General features: G+C 64.5%; 20 protein-coding genes and 2 pseudogenes. 13 read left to right on the forward strand and 9 right to left on the reverse strand.

The genetic code is table 11. The features are described from left to right. Positions 1-385: 385 nt before the first annotated feature. Positions 386-547 (reverse strand): hypothetical protein, encoded by a 162-nt coding sequence (locus E2L06_RS21630; RefSeq protein ID WP_171052274.1) that lies wholly within the window; start codon positions 545-547, stop codon positions 386-388. Positions 548-679: 132 nt separating this feature from the next. Between E2L06_RS21630 and E2L06_RS00005 the strand changes: the two are divergent. The 4 genes and pseudogenes from E2L06_RS00005 to E2L06_RS00020 all read left to right on the forward strand — a co-directional run bounded on the left by E2L06_RS00005 (position 680) and on the right by E2L06_RS00020 (position 5,530). Then, positions 680-1,531 (forward strand): annotated as a pseudogene (locus tag E2L06_RS00005) (CBS domain-containing protein). After that, positions 1,524-3,300, forward strand: a pseudogene (glyS, locus tag E2L06_RS00010) (glycine--tRNA ligase). The pseudogenes E2L06_RS00005 and glyS overlap by 8 nt, the downstream one beginning before the upstream one ends. Positions 3,301-3,576: 276 nt before the next feature. Beyond that, on the forward strand, positions 3,577-4,161 hold the full coding sequence (locus tag E2L06_RS00015; RefSeq protein WP_138777421.1) for a dolichol kinase: 585 nt from the start codon (positions 3,577-3,579) through the stop codon (positions 4,159-4,161). A 157-nt stretch (positions 4,162-4,318) separates the two neighbouring features. Continuing rightward, on the forward strand, positions 4,319-5,530 hold the full coding sequence (locus tag E2L06_RS00020; protein WP_138782461.1) for an MFS transporter: 1,212 nt from the start codon (positions 4,319-4,321) through the stop codon (positions 5,528-5,530). Between the two features lie 24 nt (positions 5,531-5,554). Here the strand turns inward: E2L06_RS00020 and E2L06_RS00025 are convergent, their stop codons facing one another. After that, entirely contained in the window at positions 5,555-6,055 is a 501-nt protein-coding gene (locus E2L06_RS00025) for a TspO/MBR family protein (RefSeq protein ID WP_138777423.1), read from the reverse strand. 135 nt (positions 6,056-6,190) lie between these two features. On the opposite strand from E2L06_RS00025, the gene E2L06_RS00030 reads away from it, so the two are divergent. Then, positions 6,191-8,623, forward strand: coding sequence for a DEAD/DEAH box helicase (locus E2L06_RS00030; protein ID WP_138777425.1), 2,433 nt, complete (start codon positions 6,191-6,193; stop codon positions 8,621-8,623). A 19-nt stretch (positions 8,624-8,642) separates the two neighbouring features. Here E2L06_RS00030 and E2L06_RS00035 read toward each other — a convergent pair whose 3' ends face one another. The 3 genes from E2L06_RS00035 to E2L06_RS00045 all read right to left on the reverse strand — a co-directional run bounded on the left by E2L06_RS00035 (position 8,643) and on the right by E2L06_RS00045 (position 10,973). Then, positions 8,643-9,494, reverse strand: a complete 852-nt coding sequence (locus tag E2L06_RS00035; protein ID WP_138777427.1) for a phosphatase PAP2 family protein — start codon at positions 9,492-9,494, stop codon at positions 8,643-8,645. A 276-nt stretch (positions 9,495-9,770) separates the two neighbouring features. Next, complete coding sequence (locus E2L06_RS00040) at positions 9,771-10,445, reverse strand: Sjogren's syndrome/scleroderma autoantigen 1 family protein (protein ID WP_138777429.1); 675 nt, start codon at positions 10,443-10,445, stop codon at positions 9,771-9,773. Positions 10,446-10,514: 69 nt separating this feature from the next. Beyond that, positions 10,515-10,973, reverse strand: coding sequence for a TIGR00725 family protein (locus tag E2L06_RS00045; protein WP_138777431.1), 459 nt, complete (start codon positions 10,971-10,973; stop codon positions 10,515-10,517). Positions 10,974-11,123: 150 nt separating this feature from the next. Between E2L06_RS00045 and mdh the strand changes: the two genes are divergently transcribed. Further along, positions 11,124-12,038 carry a malate dehydrogenase gene (gene mdh, locus E2L06_RS00050; RefSeq protein ID WP_138777433.1) on the forward strand — a complete coding sequence of 305 codons (915 nt, stop codon included), beginning with the start codon at positions 11,124-11,126 and terminating at the stop codon, positions 12,036-12,038. Positions 12,039-12,072: 34 nt separating this feature from the next. Here mdh and E2L06_RS00055 read toward each other — a convergent pair whose 3' ends face one another. After that, positions 12,073-12,318, reverse strand: a complete 246-nt coding sequence (locus E2L06_RS00055; protein WP_138777435.1) for a ferredoxin — start codon at positions 12,316-12,318, stop codon at positions 12,073-12,075. Between the two features lie 98 nt (positions 12,319-12,416). On the opposite strand from E2L06_RS00055, the gene E2L06_RS00060 reads away from it, so the two are divergent. Next, positions 12,417-13,625 carry an inorganic phosphate transporter gene (locus E2L06_RS00060; RefSeq protein ID WP_138777437.1) on the forward strand — a complete coding sequence of 403 codons (1,209 nt, stop codon included), beginning with the start codon at positions 12,417-12,419 and terminating at the stop codon, positions 13,623-13,625. An 11-nt stretch (positions 13,626-13,636) separates the two neighbouring features. Here the strand turns inward: E2L06_RS00060 and E2L06_RS00065 are convergent, their stop codons facing one another. After that, on the reverse strand, positions 13,637-14,098 hold the full coding sequence (locus E2L06_RS00065) for a universal stress protein (protein WP_394348725.1): 462 nt from the start codon (positions 14,096-14,098) through the stop codon (positions 13,637-13,639). 141 nt (positions 14,099-14,239) lie between these two features. Here E2L06_RS00065 and E2L06_RS00070 point away from each other — a divergent pair, with 141 nt between their 5' ends. From E2L06_RS00070 to E2L06_RS00085, 4 genes are all read left to right on the forward strand, one after another. Next, positions 14,240-14,668 carry a DUF6069 family protein gene (locus E2L06_RS00070; protein WP_138777439.1) on the forward strand — a complete coding sequence of 143 codons (429 nt, stop codon included), beginning with the start codon at positions 14,240-14,242 and terminating at the stop codon, positions 14,666-14,668. 93 nt (positions 14,669-14,761) lie between these two features. Continuing rightward, complete coding sequence (locus E2L06_RS00075) at positions 14,762-17,122, forward strand: ATP-dependent DNA helicase (protein ID WP_138777441.1); 2,361 nt, start codon at positions 14,762-14,764, stop codon at positions 17,120-17,122. Next, the gene (gene cgi121, locus E2L06_RS00080; RefSeq protein ID WP_138777443.1) at positions 17,119-17,625 is read left to right on the forward strand and encodes a KEOPS complex subunit Cgi121; all 507 of its coding nucleotides are present in this window, start codon (positions 17,119-17,121) and stop codon (positions 17,623-17,625) included. The genes E2L06_RS00075 and cgi121 overlap by 4 nt, the downstream gene beginning before the upstream one ends. Before the next feature lie 220 nt (positions 17,626-17,845). After that, a complete protein-coding gene (locus E2L06_RS00085) occupies positions 17,846-18,637 on the forward strand; it encodes a hypothetical protein (protein ID WP_138777445.1) in 792 nt (263 codons plus the stop codon). A 175-nt stretch (positions 18,638-18,812) separates the two neighbouring features. Here E2L06_RS00085 and E2L06_RS00090 read toward each other — a convergent pair whose 3' ends face one another. Together E2L06_RS00090 and E2L06_RS00095 are read right to left on the reverse strand one after the other, a co-directional pair. After that, on the reverse strand, positions 18,813-19,574 hold the full coding sequence (locus E2L06_RS00090) for an iron-sulfur cluster assembly protein (protein ID WP_138777447.1): 762 nt from the start codon (positions 19,572-19,574) through the stop codon (positions 18,813-18,815). Continuing rightward, a complete protein-coding gene (locus E2L06_RS00095) occupies positions 19,574-20,638 on the reverse strand; it encodes an amidohydrolase family protein (protein WP_138777449.1) in 1,065 nt (354 codons plus the stop codon). The genes E2L06_RS00090 and E2L06_RS00095 overlap by 1 nt, the downstream gene beginning before the upstream one ends. Before the next feature lie 186 nt (positions 20,639-20,824). On the opposite strand from E2L06_RS00095, the gene E2L06_RS00100 reads away from it, so the two are divergent. Beyond that, positions 20,825-21,868, forward strand: a complete 1,044-nt coding sequence (locus E2L06_RS00100) for an NAD(P)-dependent alcohol dehydrogenase (RefSeq protein ID WP_138777451.1) — start codon at positions 20,825-20,827, stop codon at positions 21,866-21,868. 97 nt (positions 21,869-21,965) lie between these two features. Further along, the gene (locus E2L06_RS00105; protein ID WP_138777453.1) at positions 21,966-23,315 is read left to right on the forward strand and encodes an NADH:flavin oxidoreductase; all 1,350 of its coding nucleotides are present in this window, start codon (positions 21,966-21,968) and stop codon (positions 23,313-23,315) included. Positions 23,316-23,318 lie beyond the last annotated feature (3 nt).

The following is a 23,318-nucleotide window of genomic DNA, read 5'->3' on the forward strand; positions in this document are numbered from 1 at the left end:
CAGTTCGAGGATCGTCGACAGTTCCGACGCGTGACCGCGATCGGCAACACAGGCTCGCCGCGTGCAGCGAGTAGTCGGGAAACGAGTGCGATCCCGGATCCGGAAGCTGATCGAACAGTCCCTCGAGCGACATGTGCAACACTATGTTACAGAGTGCCAAACGATTACCGGTGTGAACGCGACTCGAGCGTGATACGGTTGGACAGAAGTCAATACGAAGTCGGTCGCGAATTCGCGACCGATCGTCACGTCGTTCTGTCCGACAATATGAGCAACGGATAGACGGGACAGCACAGCAGCCAGCCCGTGACTGTTGAACTGTCGTTTTGGCCACGATCGATGTCGCGACCGGTCTCGCTGAAGAAAATCCCGTTCCAACCCCCAGTTATCGCCAGGCCGGCAACGTCGGTGCGTCCTCGGCCTGCATGGAGAGCCAGGCACCGTCGGCAGAGATGTCCGCAATGACGTACTCATCGCTCGCGGCCGTCGAATCGATCGAACCGACGATAGTGTCGTCGGACGCCATGGCGTTGGGGGATACTGCCATGATAGTGAGCCACACCCACCACCATATAAAGTCATCGGATCTTACTGTCCGTTCGCGATACCGATCGGAAATCGAATCAATCCTGGGTGTGAAACACTGGGTTTATACTCATTTTAGCCGTACGGTGGGGATATGAACGTAGCCGACGCGATGACGCCTCGCGAGGACGTGGTGACCGTCGATCTGCCGGGTACCCGGACCGACGTGCTCGAGTATCTCCAGGAGCAGTCGTTCTCGTCCGTGCCGGTCGTCAAAGCGACCGACGACGGCTCGAGTACCGCGGGCTGGTCACACGGGAGACGCTGATCGAACAGCCCGACGAGGACCAGCTCGTCATGCTCTTAGAAGAGGACGTGCCGACGACGACGGCCGACACGAGCCTCGAGGCCGTCGCCCGGACGATGGTCGAGGCGGGCGCACGGCGCGTGCCCGTCGTCGACGGCGAGTTCGAGGGAATCGTCACGGTGACGGACGTGATCCACGCGATCGCGACGGGCGACCAGGAGACCGACGCCACCGTCGAGTCCTACGTCAGTGAGGACGTGAACACGACCTACGAGGGAGCGCCGCTGCCCGTCGCCGAACGGGGACTATCCTACGCGAACGTCCCCTACACCGTAGCGCTCGACGACGACGGTCGGATGAGCGGGATTCTCACGGAAGTCGACATCATCGACGTCGCCCGGATCGTCGAGGGCGAGGAGTCGACCGGTGACAACTTCGGCGATCAGGACGACGACTGGTCGTGGGAAGGGATCAAGGCCGTCGGCAGCCGCTATCTCCCCACGCGGGACATCGAGCTCCCGACGGGGCCGGTTCGGGAGTTCATGAGCGACGACGTAGTGACTGTCTCGGTCAGTACGTCGGTGCAGGAAGCAGCCCAGCGGATGATCAGCAACGACATCGAACAGATCCGTGGTCACGGGCGAAGACCTCGTCGGCATCGTCCGTGACATCGACCTTCTGGAGGCACTTTATGAGTGAGCAACAGCACACGGACGACAACACCGACAGCACGAGCGAGAAACTGGTCGAACTGGCCAAGCGACGCGGCTACTTCTTTCAGTCCTCAGGGGCCTACGGCGGCGTCGGCGGCTTCTACACCTTCGGGCCACAGGGTGCGGCCCTGAAAGGCAACGTCGAGGACGCCTGGCGCGATCGCTTCGCCCGTCGCGGAGGGCAACATGGAGATCGACGCGCCCACGATCATGCCCGAACCCGTCTTCGAGGCCTCGGGCCACCTCGACGGCTTCGACGACATGCTCGTCGAGTGTCCCGACTGTGGCGAGAGCCACCGCGCCGACCACATCGTCGAGGACAACACGATGTACGAAGACGCCGAGAGCCTCGAGATCCCCGAAGTCGAGGAGGTCATCGCCGAGTACGAACTCGTCTGCCCCTCCTGTGGTGCCGGGCTGGCGGGCCAGGCCGTCGAAGACTTCAATCTCATGTTCGCGACGAACATCGGCCCCGGCGACTCCGATCCCGGCTACCTGCGCCCCGAGACCGCCCAGGGCATCTTCGTCGAGTTCCCCCGCCTCAAAGAGTACGCGCGCAACCAGCTCCCCTTCGGCGTCAGCCAGATCGGCCGCGCCTACCGCAACGAGATCAGTCCGCGGCGATCCATTATTCGAACGCGAGAGTTCACGCAGGCCGAACTCGAGTACTTCATCGACCCCGAAGTCGACGAGCCGGACCTCTCGAGCGTCGAGGACGTCGAAGTCACCCTCTATCCGGCCAGCGAGCAGAACAAAGACGACGGCGAGGCCTTCGAGACGACGATCGGCGCAGCCGTCGACGAGAACATCATCACGGACCCGTGGGTCGCGTACTTCCTTGGCGTCGCAAAGCCGTGGTACGAGGCTGTCGGCGTCGACATGGACCGGTTCCGCTATCGCCAGCACTTAGCCGGCGAGCGGGCCCACTACGCCAGCGACTGCTGGGACGCCGAAAGCGAGATCGACGGCAACTGGATCGAGATGGCTGGCTTCGCCCATCGGGGCAACTACGACCTCTCGAAACACGCCGAACACTCCGGCGACCGCTTTACGATCTTCCGGCAGTACGACGAGCCACAGACCGTCGAGCGCGCCACCGTCGATCCCGACATGAGCTACCTCGGTCCTGAATTCGGCGGCGACGCACAGGCCGTCGTCGGCAAACTCGAGGACCTTGCCGCTCGCGACCGCGAGGCGTTCGACGGCGACACCGTCGAATTCGAACTCGAGGGCGAGACCCACGAGATCCCCGTCGAGAAGACCGGCTTTTCGGTCGACGAGGAGACGATCGCCGGCGAACACATCACCCCACACGTCGTCGAACCCTCCTTCGGTGTCGACCGGCTGGTCTACACCGTCCTCCACCACGCCTACCGCGAGGACGAAGTCGACGGCGAGGACCGCACCTTCCTCGAGCTCGAGCCGGAAGTCGCGCCAACCTTTGTCGGCGTCTTCCCGCTGCAAAGCGACGACGAGCTTGAGACACAGGCCGACGCGATCGTCGAGGACCTGCGCGAGGCGGGGCTGTCGGTCACCTACGACGACTCGGGCAACATCGGCCGGCGCTACCGCCGTCAGGACGAAGTCGGCACGCCGTTCTGTGTGACTGTCGACTACGAAACCATCGAAGACGAAGAAACGACGGTTACGGTCCGCGAACGGGATACGACCGACCAGAAGCGACTCCCGGTCGACGAACTCGCCAAGACGCTGTCGGCGATTCGGGCTGGCGACCTCGAGTTCGAATCGTTGTAGCGGAGACGCTGTCGCCAGTGGTGGCGGTACAGGTTTTGTTGCATCTGCGAGTGAACCCGAAGGGTGAACGAGCAGGCCGACGACCGATGTGAAGGCCCCAAAGGGCCGAAACGGAGGGAGGAAGCTTTTGATCAACCCTAAGCGGGAGCGAAGCTCCCGCGAGGTCCGAGAGAGCTTCGCTCTCTCGAGATTTCACCGAGCGACCGAAGGGAGCGCAGTGTAAAAGGTTGGAGGTGATCGACGGACTGAAGGTCACCTCTCACGAGGCACGACATAATGGCCGACGAACTGAAGCGGCGACTCGTCCACGCCAGCGGCTCGGGGCTTGTCGTCCTCTATCTGCTCGCCGACGCCCTCGGGCTCGGGCTTACGTGGGCTCGGTTTCAACTCCTGTTGATTCTCCTCGCGGCCGGGGCGCTCGTCCTCGAGTTCCTGCGACTGCAGGTGGGACTCGACTGGCGGCTCTACGACGTGCTCACCCGTGAGTACGAGCAGGACAACCCCGGGGCCTACGCGCTGTATCTGATCAGCATGGCTGCCGTCGTGGTCGTCTTCGAGCCGGCGATCGCCCTCCCCGCGATGTTGATGCTCGCGCTAGGCGATCCGATAAGCGGCACGGTCTCGGACAACACCCTCCAGCGAGTCAAGCCGCCGAAAGTGCTCATCACGATGTTTCTCGTCTCGACAGTCGTCGCGATCCCATTCCTGCCGGTTGCGGTGGCGCTGATCGCTGCCCTCGGGGCGACGATCGCCGACGGCGTCACCCTCGAGATCCGGACCTACATCATCGACGACAACCTGACGATCCCGATTTATGCTGCCTGTCTGGCGTGGGTGGCACTCGAGTTCGTGCCGGTCTAGTGCCCGTCTCCGGCTGAACCACCGTGGCTGGCGTCGCTCGGTGACTGCACCGGCGCAAGCGACGGTCGAGCGCGAAAGCCACGGACGTTATGATATCGGCAAGCCCGTACCGTTCTGGGCCGCTCAAGACCGTGGCCAGCGAACGGTGACGCGACCTGTGTCACTGCTGAAGCCGAGAACGCGACTGTCGAACGCGCGGTCGTTTCTGTCGGACGGCCGCGGCGAAATCCTCGTCGCTGTCGCCACCGGCTGGTTTCTCTCGATCGGCGTCAGGCTCGCGTATCCCGTCTTGCTGCCCTTCCTCCGGCGGACCTACGGCCTCGATCTGACGACAGCTGGCCTCCTGTTGACCACACTCTGGCTCTGTTATGCGCTGGGACAGCTTCCCGGTGGGCTGCTGGCCGACCGGTTCGGCGAGGGAACCGTCCTCGTCGCGAGTACGGTGATCTCGGCGGTGACGCTAGGCCTCGTCGCCGTCGCCGGCTCCGCGCCGGTCGTCTACCTCGCGACGGGAGCCTTCGGCTTCGGAACGGCATTGTACGGCGTCGCCCGCTTTACGACGCTGTCCGACATCTACCCCGACAACGACGGCACCGCGATCGGGATCACGATGGCGGCGGGTCAGGCCGGCAATACGCTGTTGCCGCTGGCTGCTGGTGGCATCGCGACAGCCGTTACGTGGCAGTACGGCTTCGGACTGGCCGTCCCGGCGTTCGCCGTCGTCGCGGTCGGTCTTCGACTCGTCGTTCCCGCACGCACCTCGAGCGCGACCAGTGCCGTCGACAGCGTCTCGCTCGAGACGGCACGCTACGTCGGCTCGCAGTTGCGCCGGCCTGAGATCGTCACCGTGACCGCGATTCAGATCCTGACCTACTGCGTCTGGCAGGCGTTTACGGGCTTTTATCCGACCTACCTGATCGAGATCAAGGGGGTTTCCGAGGGGGTCGCGACCGGGCTGTTCAGCGCCTTTTTCGCGACCGGCATCGTCGTCCAGCCGCTAACCGGAAGGCTCTACGACCGGTTCGGCATCCGGACGGCACTGCCGCCGGTTCTGAGCGTAGTCGTTGCGTCGCTGGTCGCGCTCCCCTTTCTCGAGGACTTCTGGCCCATCGCCGTCGGGACCGTCTTCCTCTCGAGCATCCTCGGCTACGGGACGATCACGCTGCCGTACATGACCGCAGCGTTTCCCTCGGACATGAAGGGGACTGGGCTGGGCTTCCTGCGAACCGTCTACATGACCATCGGGGCGGCCAGTCCGGTCCTGTTCGGTGCGCTCGCGGATCGAGGCTATTTCGACGAGGGCTATCTCGTGCTCGCCGGTCTCGTGGCGGTCGCGGTGGCGTTGACGTGGTGGCTCCCGGAGCAGTAAGCGGCTAGCGGGCGACCAATCCGCCTAGGCGTTCAGCCGCCAGAGTTCGAAATTGAGCACGGCCGCGAAGGTAATCCACGCGAGATACGGCACGAGCAAGGCTGCCCCACGGCGGTCGACCCGTCGGAACGCGAGGATCGTGCCGACGACGAGCACCCAGAGGGCGACGATGATGCCGAACGCGGCCAGCGGTGCCTCGAGCGCGAAAAACGCCGGCGTCCAGACGACGTTGACCAGCATCTGGGCGGCGAACAGCCCCAGCGCGAGCCGCCGGCCGTCGGCGTCACTGCGCCAGACCAGCCACAATGCGACACCGAGCAGAGTAAACAGTAGAGTCCAGACGACCGGAAACGCGATCGTCGGCGGGTAGAACCACGGTTTCTCGAGGGCGCGAAACCACGGCGTGTCGGGTGATCCGATCGCGCTCGGTGCCGCCCCAACGAGGTTGACCAGCAGGACGAAGCCGACCGCGGTGAGGATCGACCCGACGTCAGGCAGGCGTTGACGGACCGTTCGGGTTTCCATGCGACAGTGTAGGCTGTCTCGATGTATATATCAGCAGCCTAATCGGCCATACGTCATCCGGCACCACTGCAGCCACGAGATCACTTTCACTGTGCTATCTCAATCCTTAACAGCGCCCGCATCGAATCGCATCCAATGGCAACGACGGACGAGGACGTCGCGTCGATCGAGCATCCGTTGCTCGAGTCCGACTTCTTGGAACGCCGCCTCTACCAGCTGAAACTCGCGGGAACGGCCGCGAACCACCACACACTCGTTTGTCTCCCCACGGGTCTGGGGAAGACGACGGTGAGCCTGCTGGTCACGGCCCGTCGACTCGACGAGGTCGGCGGCAAATCACTGATGCTCGCGCCGACGAAACCCCTCGTCCAGCAACACGCCGATTTCTACCGGGAGGCTCTCCAGATTCCGGACGAGGAGATCGTCGTCTTCACCGGTGACGTGAGTCCGGACGACCGCGCCGCAATGTGGAACGATGCAACGGTCGTGATGGCGACGCCGCAGGTGATCGAAAACGACCTCGTCGGGAGTCGCATCTCGCTTGCCGACGTAAGCCACATCACCTTCGACGAGTGCCACCGTGCGACCGGCGACTACGCCTACAACTACATCGCCGAACGGTACCACGCTGACGCCCGCGACCCGCTGGTGACTGGCATGTCGGCCTCGCCCGGCGGCGACGAGGAGGCCATCCTCGAGGTCTGTGAAAACCTCGGCATCGCGGAGGTCGAGGTGATGACCGAGGAAGACGCCGACGTCGACGAGTTCACCCACGAGACCGAGGTCGAATGGGAGCGCATCGACCTCCCCGACGACGTCCTCGAGATTCGGGATGCGCTGAACGAAGTCATCACAGATCGCCTCGAGAAACTCAAGGAACTGGGCGTGGCGAAGTCGACCCAACCCGATCAGTCCCAGAAAGACCTCAATCGGATGCGTGCAGAACTCCAGCAGCTGATCAACAACGACCAGTCCGAGGGGTTCGAGGGGATGTCAGTCCACGCCGAGGTGATGAAACTCCGGCAAGCGGTCACGCTGGTCGAAACCCAGAGCGTGGAGGCGTTGCGCCGGTACTTCGAGCGCCAGCGCAATCAGGCCCGCTCGTCGGGGGCCTCGAAGGCGAGCCAGCGGATGGTCTCGGATCCCCGCGTTCGCGAGGCCATGCAGAAGGCCGAGAGCTTCGACGAGCTCCACCCCAAATACCGCAAAGCGCGGATGCTCCTTGCCGAGACGCTGGGGCTCGAGGGCGGTGAGCGCGTGATCGTCTTCACCGAGTCCCGCGATACGGCCGAGGCGCTGACGGACTTCTTGAGCGAGAGTTTCGACGCGAAACGGTTCGTCGGACAGGGCGACCGGGAGGGGTCAGATGGAATGACCCAGAAACAACAACAGGAGGTCTTAGACGAGTTCCGCGCAGGCGAGTTCGAGGTGCTCGTCTCGACGTCCGTCGCCGAGGAGGGGCTGGACGTTCCGGAGGTCGATCTCGTGCTCTTCTACGAACCCGTCCCGACCGCGATCAGATCGATCCAGCGCAAGGGCCGAACCGGCCGCCAGTCGGAGGGTCGCGTCGTCGTCCTGATGGCCGAGGACACCCGTGACGAGGCCTACTTCTGGATCTCCCGACGGCGCGAAAAAGAGATGGAAAGCGAACTGCGCGATCTGAAAGGGATGGCCAACGAGCTCGAGGACGAACTCGACGACTCCCAGCAGTCACTGACCGATTTCGAGGGCGAAACCGACAGTGAGTGCGGGGTGAAAGTAGACGGAAACGGCGGCAACGCCGACGCCGTCGGCGATTCTTCCACCGGAAGCGAGGGGGTTGCAGACCAGCCCGGCTTACAGGAGTTCGCCGACACGGAAGCGGACGCAGACGAGGACGGGGAAGTCGAAACACACGAGCCACACGCCGAGGGCGAAACCATCGAAATCATCGCCGACCAGCGCGAGATGGACGCCAACATCGCCCGCGACCTCTCGCGACGCGAGGAGATCGAGATCAGCCTCGAGACGCTCGACGTCGGCGACTACGTCCTCTCGGATCGGGTCGTCGTCGAGCGCAAGTCCGTCGCCGACTTCGTCGACTCGCTTGTCGGAGGTGACCGGTCGGTCTTCGAGCAGGTCGGCGCGATGGCGCGTCACTACTCGCGACCGATCGTTGTCGTTGAGGGCGAGGGGTTGTACGAACAGCGGGACATCCACCCGAACGCGATTCGGGGTGCGCTCTCGAGTCTCGCGGTCGACTTCGGCGCGAGCGTCTTGCGGACCGAAAGCGAAGCCGACACGACGGACCTACTCGCCGTGATCGCCGGCCGCGAACAGGCGACCGCCGATCGAGAGGTGTCGGTCCACGGTGAGAAAGGCACCAAGACCTTGAGCGAGCAACAGGAGTACGTCGTCGCCTCGATCGCCGAGATCGGCCCCGTCACGGCTCGCTCTCTCCTCGAGGAGTTCGGGACGGTCGAAAGCGTGATGATCGCGACCGAAGACGAGTTACAGGCAGCCGACGGCGTTGGACAGGTGACCGCCGAGCGAATTCGAGAAGTGATCGGCAGCGACTATACTGGGTAAGGCAGTCGGGAAACAGCGATCAGTCGCTCGCGTCGGACGCGATGCCATCCTCGCCGGGGGGAACCGAACCGGCCGCTCCCTCCGCACGGGTGACGATCCGTTCAGCACCGATGACGCTCCCAACGGCGAGAAGAATGCCCGCGATGACGTCGATCAGCCAGTGGATGCCGAGGTACATCGTCGAGAAAACGACACAGATCGTCACGAACGACGCGATCCCGAACCAGCGCGGGTACTCCCGTCGTGACCGCCAAGCGAACAGCATGACAACGACCGCCAGCGACGTATGGAGCGAGGGGAACACGTTCGTGTTCGCCGACACTGCCGCGGTGACCTCCTGTGTCTGCGGGTAAAACGAGTACATCAGTCCGTCGACGGACGAGAGGTGATTGCGCGGCCCGTAGACGATAAAGAGCGTATAACAGAGCGAGCCGATCAGGTAGTTGAACACGTATGCCAGAAGGAGTTCCTTGAGGTGGCGCTGGGACGGCAACAGGAAATAGAGGATGGGGGCGGTCACCAGCAGGAAGGGAAAGCCGAACATGTACATCGCCGAGAAGAACTCGAGCGTAACTGGGCGGGGAACGACGTCCTGGAGGACCGCGACGAACTCCCCTTCGAGAGCGTAGATCTCCGCGGTGAGATCCCAGTCGAGCGCGCGCGAGATCCGTAGACTATGACCGTGGGTTGCTCGTTTTGCGAGGAAGAATACCCCCGCGACGCCGAGATACGGCGAGATTTCGGTGAGCCGACGATCGTAGTCGGCCGCCGTCCGTTTCAGAGCGGTTCGGTCGAGACAGATCGCACAGGTCCCGAGCAGGCCGACACAAACGACGAGTACCGTGAGTGATACGACGAATCCAAGTGCCATCGGTAGGGTCTCCTCTCACCGTGGGTCGGTGAGCGACCGCGGGCCGGTAGCGTGGAGGGCGGAATCGGTGGCTACCCGGCGCACGACCGACACAGCGGTCGATCTGGCCCACGTTCGAGCGATGTTATGGCACACCATACTATCAAATATATATCTAGTGATGTAGTTTATATCTGTCATATTGAGTGTAGAGAGTCGCGTACGGATCGACGAAGCGACACGCATCCACTCACAGGAGAGACCGTCCAGGAAGCAGTACGACCGGCTCGAGCGCCGTTAGCGCAAAGTGGAGAGCGTCTCGCCGGCCTCGCGCGCCGCCTCAAGACATTCCCGCGCGTATCGTGGGTCGTCGGTCGCGGCCGCCTCCGTGGCGAACTTCTCGAGCGTGCGGACGAGCGCGTCGTGTGCGGCCTCGAGGTCGCCATCGGCCGGTTGCGGACGCTGGGTTGGCGCAGGGGAGCGAGCCGGTGCACTCGGCTCACTCGCTCGACCGTCGGCGGTCCGGTTCGAGACATCGGCCTGGGACGACTCGACATTGGCCTGGGGTGTGGGCTGGCGCTCATCCCGGGATGACGTTGTGACCGAAGATTCGTGCTGGCTGTTCGCGTCCGACGTAGCTGCGGCCGTCGGCTCGGACGATGCAGCAGGGGTGGGTTCGTCCGCGGCGGACTGGTCCGACTCAGATCGATCCGTGGACGACTGTTCGTCGGCCGGTTGGGCCTCGAGGTCGGTTCCCTCGACGGCGTCGGGATTGCCATGGCAGCTGGGACAGAACGTAGTGCCGTCCATCTGGAACAGCGGGTCGCCACAGGTCCCACAGTGAGTGTTGGTCATCGTCGCACCCTTGAGTAACAGATCGCTCATTCGCTGGGTGGCCTTGCGCTCTTCTTTGTCGCGTTCGTACTTCTCACGGAGTTTCTCGCGCTCTGCTTCCTTGTCGAAGTCGCTCATGTCCAGCTAGAGGTGTCGGAGCGTCGAAAAAGCTGCGACAGCGAGATTCCAGGGCCGTGACAGGGTCGATTACGCCTCAAGTGCGGCTTCGACGGCGTCGACAGCCGCTTCGGGAGTGTCGACAGGCTCGAGGTCGACGCCGGCGTCGGCGACGTCGTGGGCCGCAAGTCCGACGACGAGTCGGTCGTAGATGCCAGCGAAGCCGAGTTCGGAGAGGGTTCCGACGCCGCCAGCGAGCGCGATCACGGCGTCACCGTTCAACGGGACGAGCGCGTTTCTGGCGTGACCCAGTCCCGTGGCGATCGGGATATCGACGTAGTCGTTGGCCTGTGCCCGGCGCTCGCTCGGCAGGATGCCGATCGTCGTTCCGCCCTCGGCTTTTGCGCCACGACAGACCGCCTCCATGGTGCCGCCGCGACCGCCACAGACGACTGTGTGGCCGCGCGCGGCGAGTTCGCGGCCCACCGCCTCGGCGCGAGCCGATTGTTCGTCGGTGATCGTTCCGCCGCCGATGACGCTGACGCGCATAGTCGAACGGGCGCAGGCATCGGCCATGATCGGTTCGGTCTTGAGGAAAGGAAAAGGAACGACAGTCGTCGAACTCTCATATCATCAAACTTGTGTGAGGCTGGAAATTCCGACGGATTTAACGTGTGGGATGGGGAAGCATTACGTGGTATGACGAAAGTTAGTGTGGTCGGCGCGGCTGGCACCGTCGGGGCCGCTGCGGGCTACAACATCGCGCTTCGGGACGTTGCGGACGAGCTCGTGTTCGTCGACATTCCGGACAAGGAAGACGATACGGTCGGACAGGCCGCCGACGCCAACCATGGCGTGGCCTACGACTCGAACACGACGATCCGACAGGGTGGCTACGAGGACACCGCTGGATCGGATGTCGTCGTCATCACGGCCGGCATCCCGCGCCAGCCCGGTCAAACCCGGATCGATCTGGCCGGCGACAACGCACCAATCATGGAGGACATCGGCTCCTCGCTGGCCGAGCACAACGACGACTTCATCACCGTCACCACGTCGAACCCCGTCGACCTCCTCAACCGGCACCTCTACGAGACGGGCGACCGCGCCCGCGAGAAAGTAATCGGCTTCGGCGGTCGCCTCGACTCCGCGCGCTTCCGATACGTGATTTCCGAGCGCTTCGACGCCCCCGTCCAGAACGTCGATGCGACCATCCTGGGCGAACACGGCGATGCGCAGGTCCCCGTCTTCTCCAAAGTGCGAGTCAACGGCCAGGACCCCGAGTTCGACGAGGACGAAAAGGAAGAACTCCTCTCCGAACTCCAGACCTCGGCGATGAACGTCATCGAGAAGAAAGGCGCGACGGAGTGGGGCCCGGCGACCGGCGTCGGCCACATGGTCGAGGCCATCCTCCGCGATACGGGCGCAGTGGTGCCCGGCAGCGTCAAACTCGAGGGCGAGTTCGGCCACGAGGACACCGCCTTCGGCGTCCCGGTCAAACTCGGCTCCGACGGCGTCGAAGAGATCGTCGAGTGGGAACTCACCGAGTTCGAGCGAAACCAGCTCGGCGAGGCCGCCGAGAAGCTCTCCGAACAGTACGACAAGATCGCGTAATCGACGGTCGGCACGGAACAGTTTTTGCTTATCGTCAGGGGATCAGCTGCTCGCCGTCGTCGTCGTAGACTGTGATCGCGTCGACGGGACAGGTCCGGGCGGCGAACTTCGCATCGAGTTCTGCGTCTTCGGGTACCTCGCGGACGAAAACGCCGTCCTCGACCTCCTCGCTGTCCTCGAGGACGGCCTTGCCCTTCGATTTGTCCTCCTCGAAGGCGTCCCATTCGGCGACACACTGGAACATCCCAATACAGGTGTTCTCGTCGTATTCGATCTTCATGGGCGGTGATTGGCACGGTTGCGGTAAATCGGTAGCGGTCGTCGGTTCGCTCGAGGCAACGCTTTTGCGGCCGGTCACCGAACGAGAGACAAGCCGAAATGGTCGCATTCTCCTTCACTGCCCTCGTCGGAATCGCCGTTCTCACTTGTCTGTTCATGGCGTGGGTGCTCGGTGCGAACAGCAACTCGCCACCCTTTGCCCCCGCGATCGGTGCGAACGCGATTTCGACGATGCAAGCGGCGTTCGTCATCGGACTGCTCGCGGCCGCGGGAGCGCTCATGCAAGGTGGAAGCATCTCCGAGACGATCGGTGCGGACCTCATCAACGGCGTGACGATCACGCCGCTTGCGGCCACCGCAGGACTGCTGACCGCGGCTGGCTTCATGTCGATCGGCATCTACACGCGGTATCCGATCCCCGCGGCGTTCGCGACGACGGGCGCGATGGTCGGAGTCGGCCTCTCGCTTGGCGGCGACCCGGCGATGGCGACCTACCGCCGGCTCGGCATCTTCTGGCTACTGGTCCCGATCATGTCGGGCGGGCTCGCCTACGCGACGGCGACGATCCTGCGACGTGACGACGTCCCCGAGACGGTCGGCGTCCCGCTGTTGGCCGGTATCGTCGGCGCGATCGTCGCCAACGTCCGCCTCGGTGTGATTCCCGATCCGACCGCCGAGCAGGGCACGCTCGCGGGCTTCGTCGCCCGGCTGTTCGGCGGCGGCCCGACGCTCGCCGCCGGCATCGATCTCGGGACCGTCCTCGTGACGATCGCCGTTGGACTGCTCGCGTTCGCCTGGGTGCGACGGCAGGTCCGCGAGTCAGTCGAAAGCGGGATCCGCTCGTTCCTACTGGTTCTCGGTGGCATCGTCGCGTTCTCCTCTGGCGGCTCACAGGTCGGACTCGCGACCGGCCCGCTCGAGAACCTCTTTCGAACCGAACTCGGCCTGCCGGGGTTCCTGTTGCTCGCGATCGGGGCGGTCGGCATCCTCGCGGGGGCCTGGATGGGTGCACCACGGCTGTTACAGGCCACATCCAGAGAGTACGCCCAGCTCGGCGTACGGCGATCGATCGCGGCGCTGGTCCCGGGATTCATCATTGCCCAGCTGGCGATCGCACTCGGCATCCCGATCTCGCTGAACAACATCATCCTCTCGGGGGTCATCGGCGGCGGACTGGCCGGCGGCTCGGCCGGCGTCTCGCGGCGCAAGATCGGCGTCACGATCACCTTCTGGCTACTGACGCTCGGGAGTTCGGTCGTCGTCAGCTACGGTCTGTACCGGCTGTTCGTGACGATAATAGGCGGCTGATTCTCTCGAGGTCACTCGAGGACTGTCACCGGCTGCGTCGTCCGTTCGACGACCGTGGTGGCGATATCGCGACCGAGAAATCGCCTAATGAACCCGTTCGATCGGGTTCTATCGCCGGCCATCACGACGTGGTCGATCCCCGCTTCCGACGCGTACCGGGGAACGACAGTGCCGGGTCGCCCCTCGCCGAGTTCGATCCGAACGCGGTCTCTTGCGTCTGGATCTGCGATCGACGCGAGCAATTCCTCGGCGCTGGCTCGCGTCTGTGCCATCCGCTGCTCGTCGCGCTCCAAGACCCCGCCTTCGCTAAGCGGCGCGTCGAGCGGCGTCACGACCGCCAGCAGCGTGATCTCGGCGTCTGGGAACGTCTCGAGGGCATACGGGAGCGCCTCGTCCTCTCGTGGTCGGCCGAGTGTGGGGACGAGGACGCAGTCGGGATCGGCCATGGGGTGGGCTTCGGGTGCCGGTCCCATCGGTCTATCGCCGTCGACCCCGCTCTCGCCCCAGGGCGGGTCGCGGATGCATCGATACCCAACTAGATAATCAGTCACCGATCCGGATATAAAAGGAATTTCTGACAAACGCTTTTCATCAGTGGCGGCGGAGGGACAATCATGGGCACCGAAACAGGCATGTCGTCGTCGGCACGATCACTCACGATCAGCGACCTGACACGAGCGGGGGTAGTCGCGCTTGCAGTATCGTTGGGCATCAACTTGCTCATCGTGTTCGTGGCCAACGCCGGCGGTATCGCACCACAACTGGAAGCACTGAATTACGGACCAGTAACGTTCTTTACAACTCTTGGCGTCATCGGTGCGACCGTCACGTACGGGCTGCTCGCGCGATTCAGTGCCAGCCCTGATCGACTGTTTCTCATCGTCGCAGCGATCGTCCTCGTGCTCTCGCTCGTGCCGGATTTCACGGTCATCCCCAATCAACCCGGTGGGAGCCTCTTCGCTGGCGCGATCCTCGGGCTGATGCACGTCACGACAGCGGTCGTCTGTGTGGGCGTCCTGACCGACCGCAGTGCTGGCCAGTGAACTGACGCACCGCGCTCGAGAACACATAGTGGCTCCGACCGACGGAGTCCGAAAGACGATACTTTAAACCGCAAACGGGGCCAAGGACGGACAATGAATTTCGAGGAGCTGTCGGGGCTCCCACCCGGTGCCATCGACCACTTCCACAGCGAGGGCATCGAGGAGCTCTACCCGCCACAAGCCGAGGCGGTCGACGCCGGCGCGACCGATGGCGAAAACCTCGTCGCCGCCGTCCCGACCGCCAGCGGGAAGACGATGATCGCCGCCCTCGCGATGCTGTCGGCGATCGAACGCGGCGGGAAAGCACTGTACATCGTCCCGCTGCGAGCGCTCGCCAGCGAGAAAAAGGCCGAGTTCGAGGCCTACGAGCGCTTTGGCGTGACCGTCGGCGTGACCACGGGCAACTACGAGTCGACCAGCGACTGGCTCGCAACGAAAGACATCGTCGTCGCAACCAGCGAGAAAGTCGACTCGCTCGTCCGGAACGGCGCAGAGTGGCTCTCCGAGCTCACCTGCGTCGTTTCCGACGAGGTCCACCTCATCGATGATCGGAATCGGGGGCCGACGCTCGAGGTGACGCTGGCGAAACTCCGCCAGCTCAACCCCGGACTGCAGACCGTCGCACTCTCGGCGACGGTCGGCAACGCCGACGAGATCGCCGACTGGCTCGACGCCGCACTCGTCGACACCGACTGGCGGCCGATCGACCTCCAGATGGGCGTCCACTACGGGAACGCGTTGAACTTCGACGATGGGTCGACACGGGAGGTGCCCGTCGAGGGATCGGAAAAGCAGGAGGCCGCGCTCGTTCGCGACATTTTACAGGAGGATGGGTCCTCGCTCGTGTTCGTCAACTCCCGACGAAACGCAGAAGCCGCCGCGAAACGGTTGGGAGGTGTCTCGAGAACGGAACTGACTGCCGAGGAAGAAGCCGCGCTCGCAGAACTGGCCGCCGACATCCGCGACGACAGCGACACCGAGACGAGCAGGGACTTAGCCGACTGCGTCGAACGGGGCGCGGCGTTTCACCACGCCGGTCTCTCGAGCACCCAGCGGAGCCTCGTCGAGGATGCCTTCCGCGACCGCCTGTTGAAGGTAATCTCGGCGACGCCGACGCTGGCCGCGGGCGTCAACACGCCCGCACGCCGCGTGATCGTCCGCGACTGGCGGCGCTTCGATTCCAGCGCCGGCGGGATGGCACCCCTGGATGTCCTCGAGGTCCACCAGATGATGGGCCGGGCTGGTCGCCCGGGGCTCGACCCCTACGGCGAGGCCGTCCTGCTGGCCAAAAGCCACGACGAGAGTCAGGAGCTGTTCGACCGCTATATCTGGGCCGATCCCGAACCGGTCCGCTCGAAACTGGCGGCCGAACCCGCCCTGCGAACGCACGTGCTCGCAACGATCGCATCCGGCTTCGCCCGCACGCGAGCGGGCCTCCTCGAGTTCCTCGAAGCCACCCTCTACGCCAGCCAGTCGACCGAAGCCGGCCGTCTCGAGACGGTGACCGACACGGTCTTGCAGTACCTCGAGTCGAACGACTTCATCGAGCGCGACAGTAGCGACGATTCCAGCACTGCGGATGGCAGTGCGTTCACATCGGCTGCTGATCTCGCCGACGATGACGGCCGCGAGGAGACGCTCGAGGCGACCAGCCTCGGTCACACCGTCTCGCGGCTCTACCTCGATCCGATGAGCGCCGCCGAGATCGTCCACGGGTTAGAGCGTGCGGACGAACGGCCGACCGCACTCGGCCTCTACCAGCTCGTCTCGCGCACGCCCGATATGTACGAACTCTATCTGCGGTCGGGCGAGGACGAGAAGTTCGGCGAACTCTTCTACGAGCGCGAGGCCGAACTGCTGGGCGACACGCCAAGCGAGTTCGAGGAGGAGCGCTTCGAAGACTGGCTGGCCGCGCTCAAGACGGGTAAGCTGCTCGAGGACTGGGCCGACGAAACCGACGAAGAACGGCTGACAGACCGATACAAGATCGGGCCGGGCGACCTGCGTGGCAAAGTCGACACTGCCGAGTGGCTGCTCGGCGCGGCCGAGTCGCTGGCCGCCGAAATCGACAGCGAGTGGACCGTCGCCGTACGGGAAGCCCGCGCCCGCGTCGAACACGGCGTCGGCGAAGACCTCCTCGAGCTCGTCTCGGTCGGCGGCGTCGGCCGCAAGCGCGCTCGCCGGCTCTACGAAGCGGGGATCGAGGAGCCTGCCGACCTGCGAACGGCCGACAAAGGCGTCGTTCTTGGCGCACTCAAAGGCGAGAAGACAGCCGAGAACATCCTCGAGAGCGCCGGTCGCGAGGATCCCTCGATGGACGGCGTCGAGCCGGACTCAGCAAGGTCGGGCGACGGCGGCGTGATAGCCACCTCGAGCGACGGCGACGGGACCGACGACGCGACAGCAACAAACGGAGCAGACGACAGCCAGTCGAGACTGGGTGATTTCGAATGAAGCTGCTCGAATGCCGACTCGAGGTCGACGATATCGATTCGTTCGTCGCCGAACTCGGCGATCTCGGCGACCGCCATGACGTGACGATGCAGGCGTTCGACGCCCGCTACGTCGCCGGCCGCCGGCATCTCGAGCAAGCCGTCGAATTCGCGGATCGCGCGATCGACCGCGGTGAGAACGTCGCTCGTGACCGCGCCGTCGAAATTTTGCTGTACGCCGCCGGCCGTCGACAGATCGATCGTGCGCTCGCGATGGGTGTCGACGACGGCGAGACTCGGGCGGTGGTGCTCGTCGACGGCGATTCAGACGAGGACGAGGCGGCAGCGCTCGAGGCAGTCGAAACGCTGGACGCGTTCGTCGACCGCGAGCCGACGCTCGAGACACAAGACGTCGAAACGCTGTGTGACTTTTTCGACGTTCCTGACGCCGAACGCGAGGCCACCGACGCGCCGCTGTCGGCGCTGGTTCGCGAGCGGGTGGCGCTACTCGAGGTCGAGAAGTAACGCGCAATTCGCGAGCGTCGTCTCCCGCGACGACGGGGCGGGTGCGCTCGAGGCTCTCGAGTCGACCGACGACGTACGCGTCCCGTCGGCGACGAAGACGGAACGGAAGTGTTTAAAATGCGTCACTCTCCTCTGTCGGAAAAGGATCTATGAACCCGAATATCGGTCGGTTGCGATCGCTGGTCGCGCAGTTCGACGACACCGGCGGCTCCGTTGATCGATGGCGCTTCTCGATCTAGCACTCCGGGTCGGCGTCGTCATCGTCGCAGTCGGCGTCGCCGGCGTGTCGCTGCAGTGGACTGCTCGACACGCTCGAACAGCCCTTCGAGCGGCCCGGACAGACATGACAGCCCTCGAGACGCGTCCGGCGGGCGTCGTCGCAGCGACCGGCGTCGCTCGTCCCTCCGCCGATCAGGGGATGCTGGAAGCACCGGTCACCGGAACCCCATGTCTCGCCTACGCTTATCGCGTCTCCCGGGACACGTTCAGGGACGGCCTCAGCGACCTCGCACCGAAGCGGAAGGGTGCCGAGGCCGTTCCGTTCCGCCTCGACGGTGCGACCGGCACTGCGCTCGTCCAGCCGGTCGAACGGGACGGATCGGGCGAGCCGACCGACACGTGGGAGCGGATGCAGGTTCCGGGGATCGAGTGCCCGGCGACGTTCGACGAGGACGTCTACCAGATACTCGGTCAGGAGGTCCCCGAGCGTGTCACGGAGATGGTGCCGGAAGCGATCGAGCAGAAACAGGAAGTCTACATCCGGGAGGAGCGACTCGAGCCCGGTACCGAGGTATACGTCCTCGGATCGGCTGCCCCCGCTCCCGAGAGGGGCGACGAGCCCGTTATCCGGAATCGGGCGGGCGATCCGTTCACCGTCACGGCAGGCGGTCGGAACGCCACGCTCCGGCGGTACGTCCTCGCCGCGGCGGGCAACGCCGCGTTCGGGCTGGCAGCCGCGTTCGTCGCCGTGGTCCTGGCGACGCCAGCGGGGACGGTCCTGCCGCCGCTCTGACGGCGACGTACTATCGACGCCGGCACCACGCTCTTGAAGGGGCCGTGAAAGCGCCGGATCGCACGGCTCAAGGGCGAAAGGGAGGGCCATGGCGACGACAAAGATCGGAACACGACGAAGGTGGTCGATCCCGATACCCTCCGGCTCCACCGCCGTCCCGTCAGTCGTCCGCGCTTCACTCGAGCCGGCCCTCTCGTGCCTCCCGAAGGCCGTCACAGATGCCGCCCTGACTCGACATGTTGACCTGTGCGAGGCGGCCACGTCGGTGGACGAGATCGAACGAGTCGGGATCGATCGGCTCGCCCTCCGGCGTTCGAAACAGGCGGTCGGCCGGGGCCGAGACGAGGCCGATTTCGCGGGCCTTCTCCAGGTAGCGCTCGAGCGGCGCTTCCGGAACGGTGACGGCAAAGGAGCTGTCGCGGACGTAGATCGAGACGGAATCAGCTTCGTCGACGTACTCGAGATCTCGCAGTCGAACGTCGACGATCGCCTCGGCGTCGAGTCCGGCCTCGAGTAGCGCTTCGACCGCGTCGTACTGGCGAGCGACGCGGGCCTTGTCGTCGAGTTCGGCGCGAACCGCAGCGACGTCGCCGTCGGCGTCCGGGAACGCCTCGGCGAACGAGAGGTCCTCGTTGACGCCGCGGTTGATTTCCGTCTCGTGCATGTGCTCGTGGAGCGTGATCCGGACCTCCTCGACCGCCGGCAGCGATTCGATCTCGTCGCGGGCGTCGACGGCCATCATCCACGCGAAGGCCGGCGAACACCACGCGGTCGGGAGCGTGAGGTCGACACTGACGTAGCCACCGTCGATCTCGATCGCGTCGACGTACTCGAGTGCGACGATCGAACGGTCGAGTTCCGGATCGGTGACCCGATCGAGTCGGTCGCGGACGGCCGCTCGCGCGGGCGCAGGGCCGTCGGATGTCTGCGTGCTCATCAGTCGTCTGCGGCTGCGGGTTCTTCGCTCGCGTAGTGGTCCTCGAGCCCGAACTGCTGGCTGATCTCGTCGTCCTGGAGCGTCTGCCGTTTCGCCTCGATGTCGATGTCGTAGAGGTCGGCGATGTTCTCGCCCATGACCTTCTTTTTCGTCTCGAGGTCCCACTCGACGCCGTACTCCGCGCGGTGTTCCTCGGTGAGTTCGGCCTCGAGGACCTCCTCGACGAGCCAGTCGGGGTTCCACAGCGCGTAGTCCGAACCGAAGAGGACGCGATCCTCACCGAGCCACCACAGCAGTTCGGACATGATCTCGGAGAACTTGCCCGGCCGGTTCTGGGCGAACGGTGCGGCGACGGCCAGTCCGCCGTAGACGTTCGTCTCCTGGGCGGCGATCCAGCAGAAGTCGTCCAGCCGTGGCAGGCCGACGTGCTCGACGATGAAGTTGAGTTCCGGGAACGACGAGGCCGCATCGTCGACGTCTTTTACGTCGAACGCGTCGCGGTTGAGGGGGCGGATCGTCGGTCCTTTGTGAGCGTGGATGTTCTCGATCCCGAGTTCCTGACACTTCTCCAAGAACTCGAAGGCGTCCTCGTCGTCGAGTCGCCACCCTTTCGAGTCACCGCGCCACTCGGCGGTATAGAGCTTGACGCCGGGGATATCGTATTTCTCATGGAGTTCCTCGAGGTACTCGAGACCCTCCTCGCCGTCACGGGGATCGAAGGTACCGTTCAGGATGAACCGCTCGGGGTGTTCGGTCGCGAGTTCGGCGTTTTGCTCGGTGGTGTTGAACCCGTCGTCGTAAAAGTCGGTGAGGTACGTCGGCTGGAAAATCGCCATGTCGGCGGCGGCGTTGCCGAACAGGTCCTCGACCATCCGGTCAGCGCCGTACTTGCGGTACTCGTCTATGTCCCACTCGCGCTCCTCGGGTGTGAACGTCGTGTGATAGTCGTAGAAACACTGGATGAACTCTTCCCCTCCCTGGTGTTTGATATTCTCCTCCGTCGCGTCCCACAGGTGTACGTGGCCATCGATGACGAAGATTTCCTCTCCGTTGTGCTGATACATCGCACCATGCACATCGATACCACTACACATTACTCTTTTTCAGGAGGAGATGAATGCTACACTCGGATCGGTTTTCGCGGCCAAAATTAACGGCTGTGGATAGTAGTATCAAATCAAAAATACTCACGCGACACGAGATGCGAGGGGAACGTTATCACGGATGACGATGAACTGTGTGTCAGTCCCATGCAAGCAGCCAGACTCCACGAATACACCGACGACATGAGCAACGCGCTCTCGATCGACGATATCGACCGGCCGGACATCGAGCGATCCGACGGCGTGTTAGTCGAGGTCGAGGGCGCGGGTTGGTGTCAGACAGACAATCACATCATCGAGGGGATGTGGGAAGAGTACGCCCCACAGGATCTGCCGATGACGCTGGGCCACGAAAACGCGGGGATCGTCGCCGAAACTGGCGACGAGGTGACGCTGGTCGAAGAAGGCGATCCAGTGATCTGCCATCCCGTCCAGACCTGTGGTATCTGCCGACCCTGCCGGCTCGGCGAGGACATGTACTGCAAAAACAGCGCGTTCAACGGCCTCACGACCAACGGCGGCTTCGCCGAGTACCTCCAGACGAACGAGCGCGCCGTGATTCCGCTGCCCGACGGCGTCGATCCGACCGACATCGCCCCCCACGCAGACGCGGGGATCACGGCCTACCACGCCGTCAAGAAGGCGGTCGACGAACTGAATCCCGGCGACACCAGCGTCGTGATCGGCGTCGGCGGTCTCGGCCACATCGGGCTGCAGTGTCTCGAGGCGATGAGCGCCGCGGACATCGTCGCCGTCGACATCAAAGACGAGGCACTCGAGCTGGCCGAGGACCTGGGTGCGCGCCACACCGTCAACACCGCCGACGAGGACCTTCCGGACGTCATCGCCGATCTGACCGATGACGATGGAGCCCAACAGGTCATCGACTTCGTCGGCGGCGACGAGACGACCAGCTTGGCACCTGAAATCGTCGCTGCCGGCGGCGACCACCACGTCGTCGGCTACGGCGGCCACATCCACGAACCCAGTCAGGCCCTGGTCAACGGCGAGTTCGCCTACCGGGGGACGCTGGTCGGCAAGTACGCCGAACTACAGGAACTCGTCGCCCTTGTCGACCGCGGCGAGGTCGAACTACGTACCGAACGCCACGATCTCGGCGAGATCAACACGGTCGCCGAACGCCTCGAGCACAACGAAATCGAAGGCCGGGCGGTCATCCTCCCGCCCTGAGCCAGCCGGTGGGTGCGACGCTGACGGCTCGTCTCGAACCGGCAGCCGCGAAGCCGACCGGCACTACACTCTTGCCGGAGCACGTGATACGGCACCCATGGCGACGCTCGAGGAACCCATTGAGATCGGCGGTGTGACGGTCTCCAACCGGCTCTATCGCGCACCCTTACTCGAGTGTGCGGGCAACGGTCCCGGCGCGGTCGAGGCGCTGATCGACGACCTCGAACCGGCCGCCGAGTCGGGTGTCGGGCTCATCTGCCAAGGCGCGACGATCGTCCGCGGCGAGGGCGGCTGTGCCGCGCCGGGGATGACCCGCGTTCACGATCCCGACTTCGTCGCCCGGCTCTCCCGGCTGACCGACCGGATTCACGACCACGGAAGCCGGATTTTTATCCAGCTCGAGCACGGGGGCCTGCGAAGCATGGAGACCTGGCACGCCGAGTACCGGACGGAGCATCCGGGCCTCGAACAGCTCGCGGTGTCGGAACCGCCGTGGCAGTTGCAACTGCTGGATCGGATCGGCTTCCTCGAGTACGATCCACACGTCCTCTCGACGGCGGAGGTGTACGACCTCGCCGCTGACTTCGGCCGCGCGGCGGCTCGCGCCGTCGACGCAGGCTACGACGGGATTCACCTCGCCGGGGCAAACATGGGGATCGTCCAGCAGTTTCTCTCGCCGTTTTACAACCGACGAGACGACGAGTTCGGCGGCTCACCCGAGGCTCGTCTCGCGTTCCTCGCGGTCGTCCACGACGAGATCCGCGAGCGGGCGGGCGACGTACCGGTGGTGACCAAGGTACCCGCCGAGACGCCCGCCCCGCCCGCGCCCATCGTTCGGCGGAAACTCTCGCTCGCGGATGGGATCGAAATCGCCCGCCGACTCGAGCGGATCGGCTACGACGCGGTCGTCCCGGTCCAGACGTCGGTCACCTGGGACATGAGCATCGTCCGCGGGGCGTATCCTGCGAGGGCATGGGAGAACGAAGCGTTGTGCGAGGAGTACGACGCCGCGTTCGGCGGCCCGACGCGGCGGCGACTGGTCGCACTGGCCAACCGGATCCAATCGTTGCAGTACGACTTCGAACCCGCGTGGAACGAGGCGTTCTGCCGGCGCGTCCGCGAGCAAGTGTCCATCCCGGTGCTGGCGGAGGGCGGGATCCGCGAGCGGCGACAGATGGGTCGATTACTGGGCGACTCGAGCGAGGATGAACCACCTGCCTGCGACATGGTCGGGATGGCCCGGCCCTTCTACGCCGAGCCGCGGCTGGGGGCGCGACTGCTCGAGGTCGAATCGAGCGGCGAGAACCCGGGCGTCGTCTGCGAGAGTTGCAACAACTGTACAGTGCCACAGGTGACCGGTGCACCGGGGATCTGTCGGACGCCAAGCGTGCTGCGAAAGCGGGGCGACCTCGAGCGAGCGGGGGCGTACGAACGGCCCGAGCAGTAGCCG

It is taken from the genome of Haloterrigena sp. H1, from assembly GCF_005938085.1.
Taxonomy (GTDB): Archaea; Halobacteriota; Halobacteria; order Halobacteriales; family Natrialbaceae; genus Natrinema.

Excerpts from the sequence above, each read along its gene's own strand:
- E2L06_RS21630 (WP_171052274.1), bottom strand. The coding sequence starts at position 547 with ATGGCAGTATCCCCCAACGCCATGGCGTCCGACGACACTATCGTCGGT.
- E2L06_RS00075 (WP_138777441.1), top strand. The coding sequence starts at position 14,762 with ATGAATTTCGAGGAGCTGTCGGGGCTCCCACCCGGTGCCATCGACCAC.
- E2L06_RS00070 (WP_138777439.1), top strand. The coding sequence starts at position 14,240 with ATGGGCACCGAAACAGGCATGTCGTCGTCGGCACGATCACTCACGATC.
- E2L06_RS00065 (WP_394348725.1), bottom strand. The coding sequence starts at position 14,098 with ATGGGACCGGCACCCGAAGCCCACCCCATGGCCGATCCCGACTGCGTC.
- E2L06_RS00030 (WP_138777425.1), top strand. The coding sequence starts at position 6,191 with ATGGCAACGACGGACGAGGACGTCGCGTCGATCGAGCATCCGTTGCTC.
- E2L06_RS00025 (WP_138777423.1), bottom strand. The coding sequence starts at position 6,055 with ATGGAAACCCGAACGGTCCGTCAACGCCTGCCTGACGTCGGGTCGATC.
- E2L06_RS00055 (WP_138777435.1), bottom strand. The coding sequence starts at position 12,318 with ATGAAGATCGAATACGACGAGAACACCTGTATTGGGATGTTCCAGTGT.
- E2L06_RS00060 (WP_138777437.1), top strand. The coding sequence starts at position 12,417 with ATGGTCGCATTCTCCTTCACTGCCCTCGTCGGAATCGCCGTTCTCACT.
- E2L06_RS00015 (WP_138777421.1), top strand. The coding sequence starts at position 3,577 with ATGGCCGACGAACTGAAGCGGCGACTCGTCCACGCCAGCGGCTCGGGG.
- E2L06_RS00105 (WP_138777453.1), top strand. The coding sequence starts at position 21,966 with ATGGCGACGCTCGAGGAACCCATTGAGATCGGCGGTGTGACGGTCTCC.
- E2L06_RS00100 (WP_138777451.1), top strand. The coding sequence starts at position 20,825 with ATGCAAGCAGCCAGACTCCACGAATACACCGACGACATGAGCAACGCG.
- E2L06_RS00045 (WP_138777431.1), bottom strand. The coding sequence starts at position 10,973 with ATGCGCGTCAGCGTCATCGGCGGCGGAACGATCACCGACGAACAATCG.
- E2L06_RS00040 (WP_138777429.1), bottom strand. The coding sequence starts at position 10,445 with ATGAGCGACTTCGACAAGGAAGCAGAGCGCGAGAAACTCCGTGAGAAG.
- E2L06_RS00035 (WP_138777427.1), bottom strand. The coding sequence starts at position 9,494 with ATGGCACTTGGATTCGTCGTATCACTCACGGTACTCGTCGTTTGTGTC.
- cgi121 (WP_138777443.1), top strand. The coding sequence starts at position 17,119 with ATGAAGCTGCTCGAATGCCGACTCGAGGTCGACGATATCGATTCGTTC.
- mdh (WP_138777433.1), top strand. The coding sequence starts at position 11,124 with ATGACGAAAGTTAGTGTGGTCGGCGCGGCTGGCACCGTCGGGGCCGCT.
- E2L06_RS00085 (WP_138777445.1), top strand. The coding sequence starts at position 17,846 with ATGGCGCTTCTCGATCTAGCACTCCGGGTCGGCGTCGTCATCGTCGCA.
- E2L06_RS00095 (WP_138777449.1), bottom strand. The coding sequence starts at position 20,638 with ATGTATCAGCACAACGGAGAGGAAATCTTCGTCATCGATGGCCACGTA.
- E2L06_RS00090 (WP_138777447.1), bottom strand. The coding sequence starts at position 19,574 with ATGAGCACGCAGACATCCGACGGCCCTGCGCCCGCGCGAGCGGCCGTC.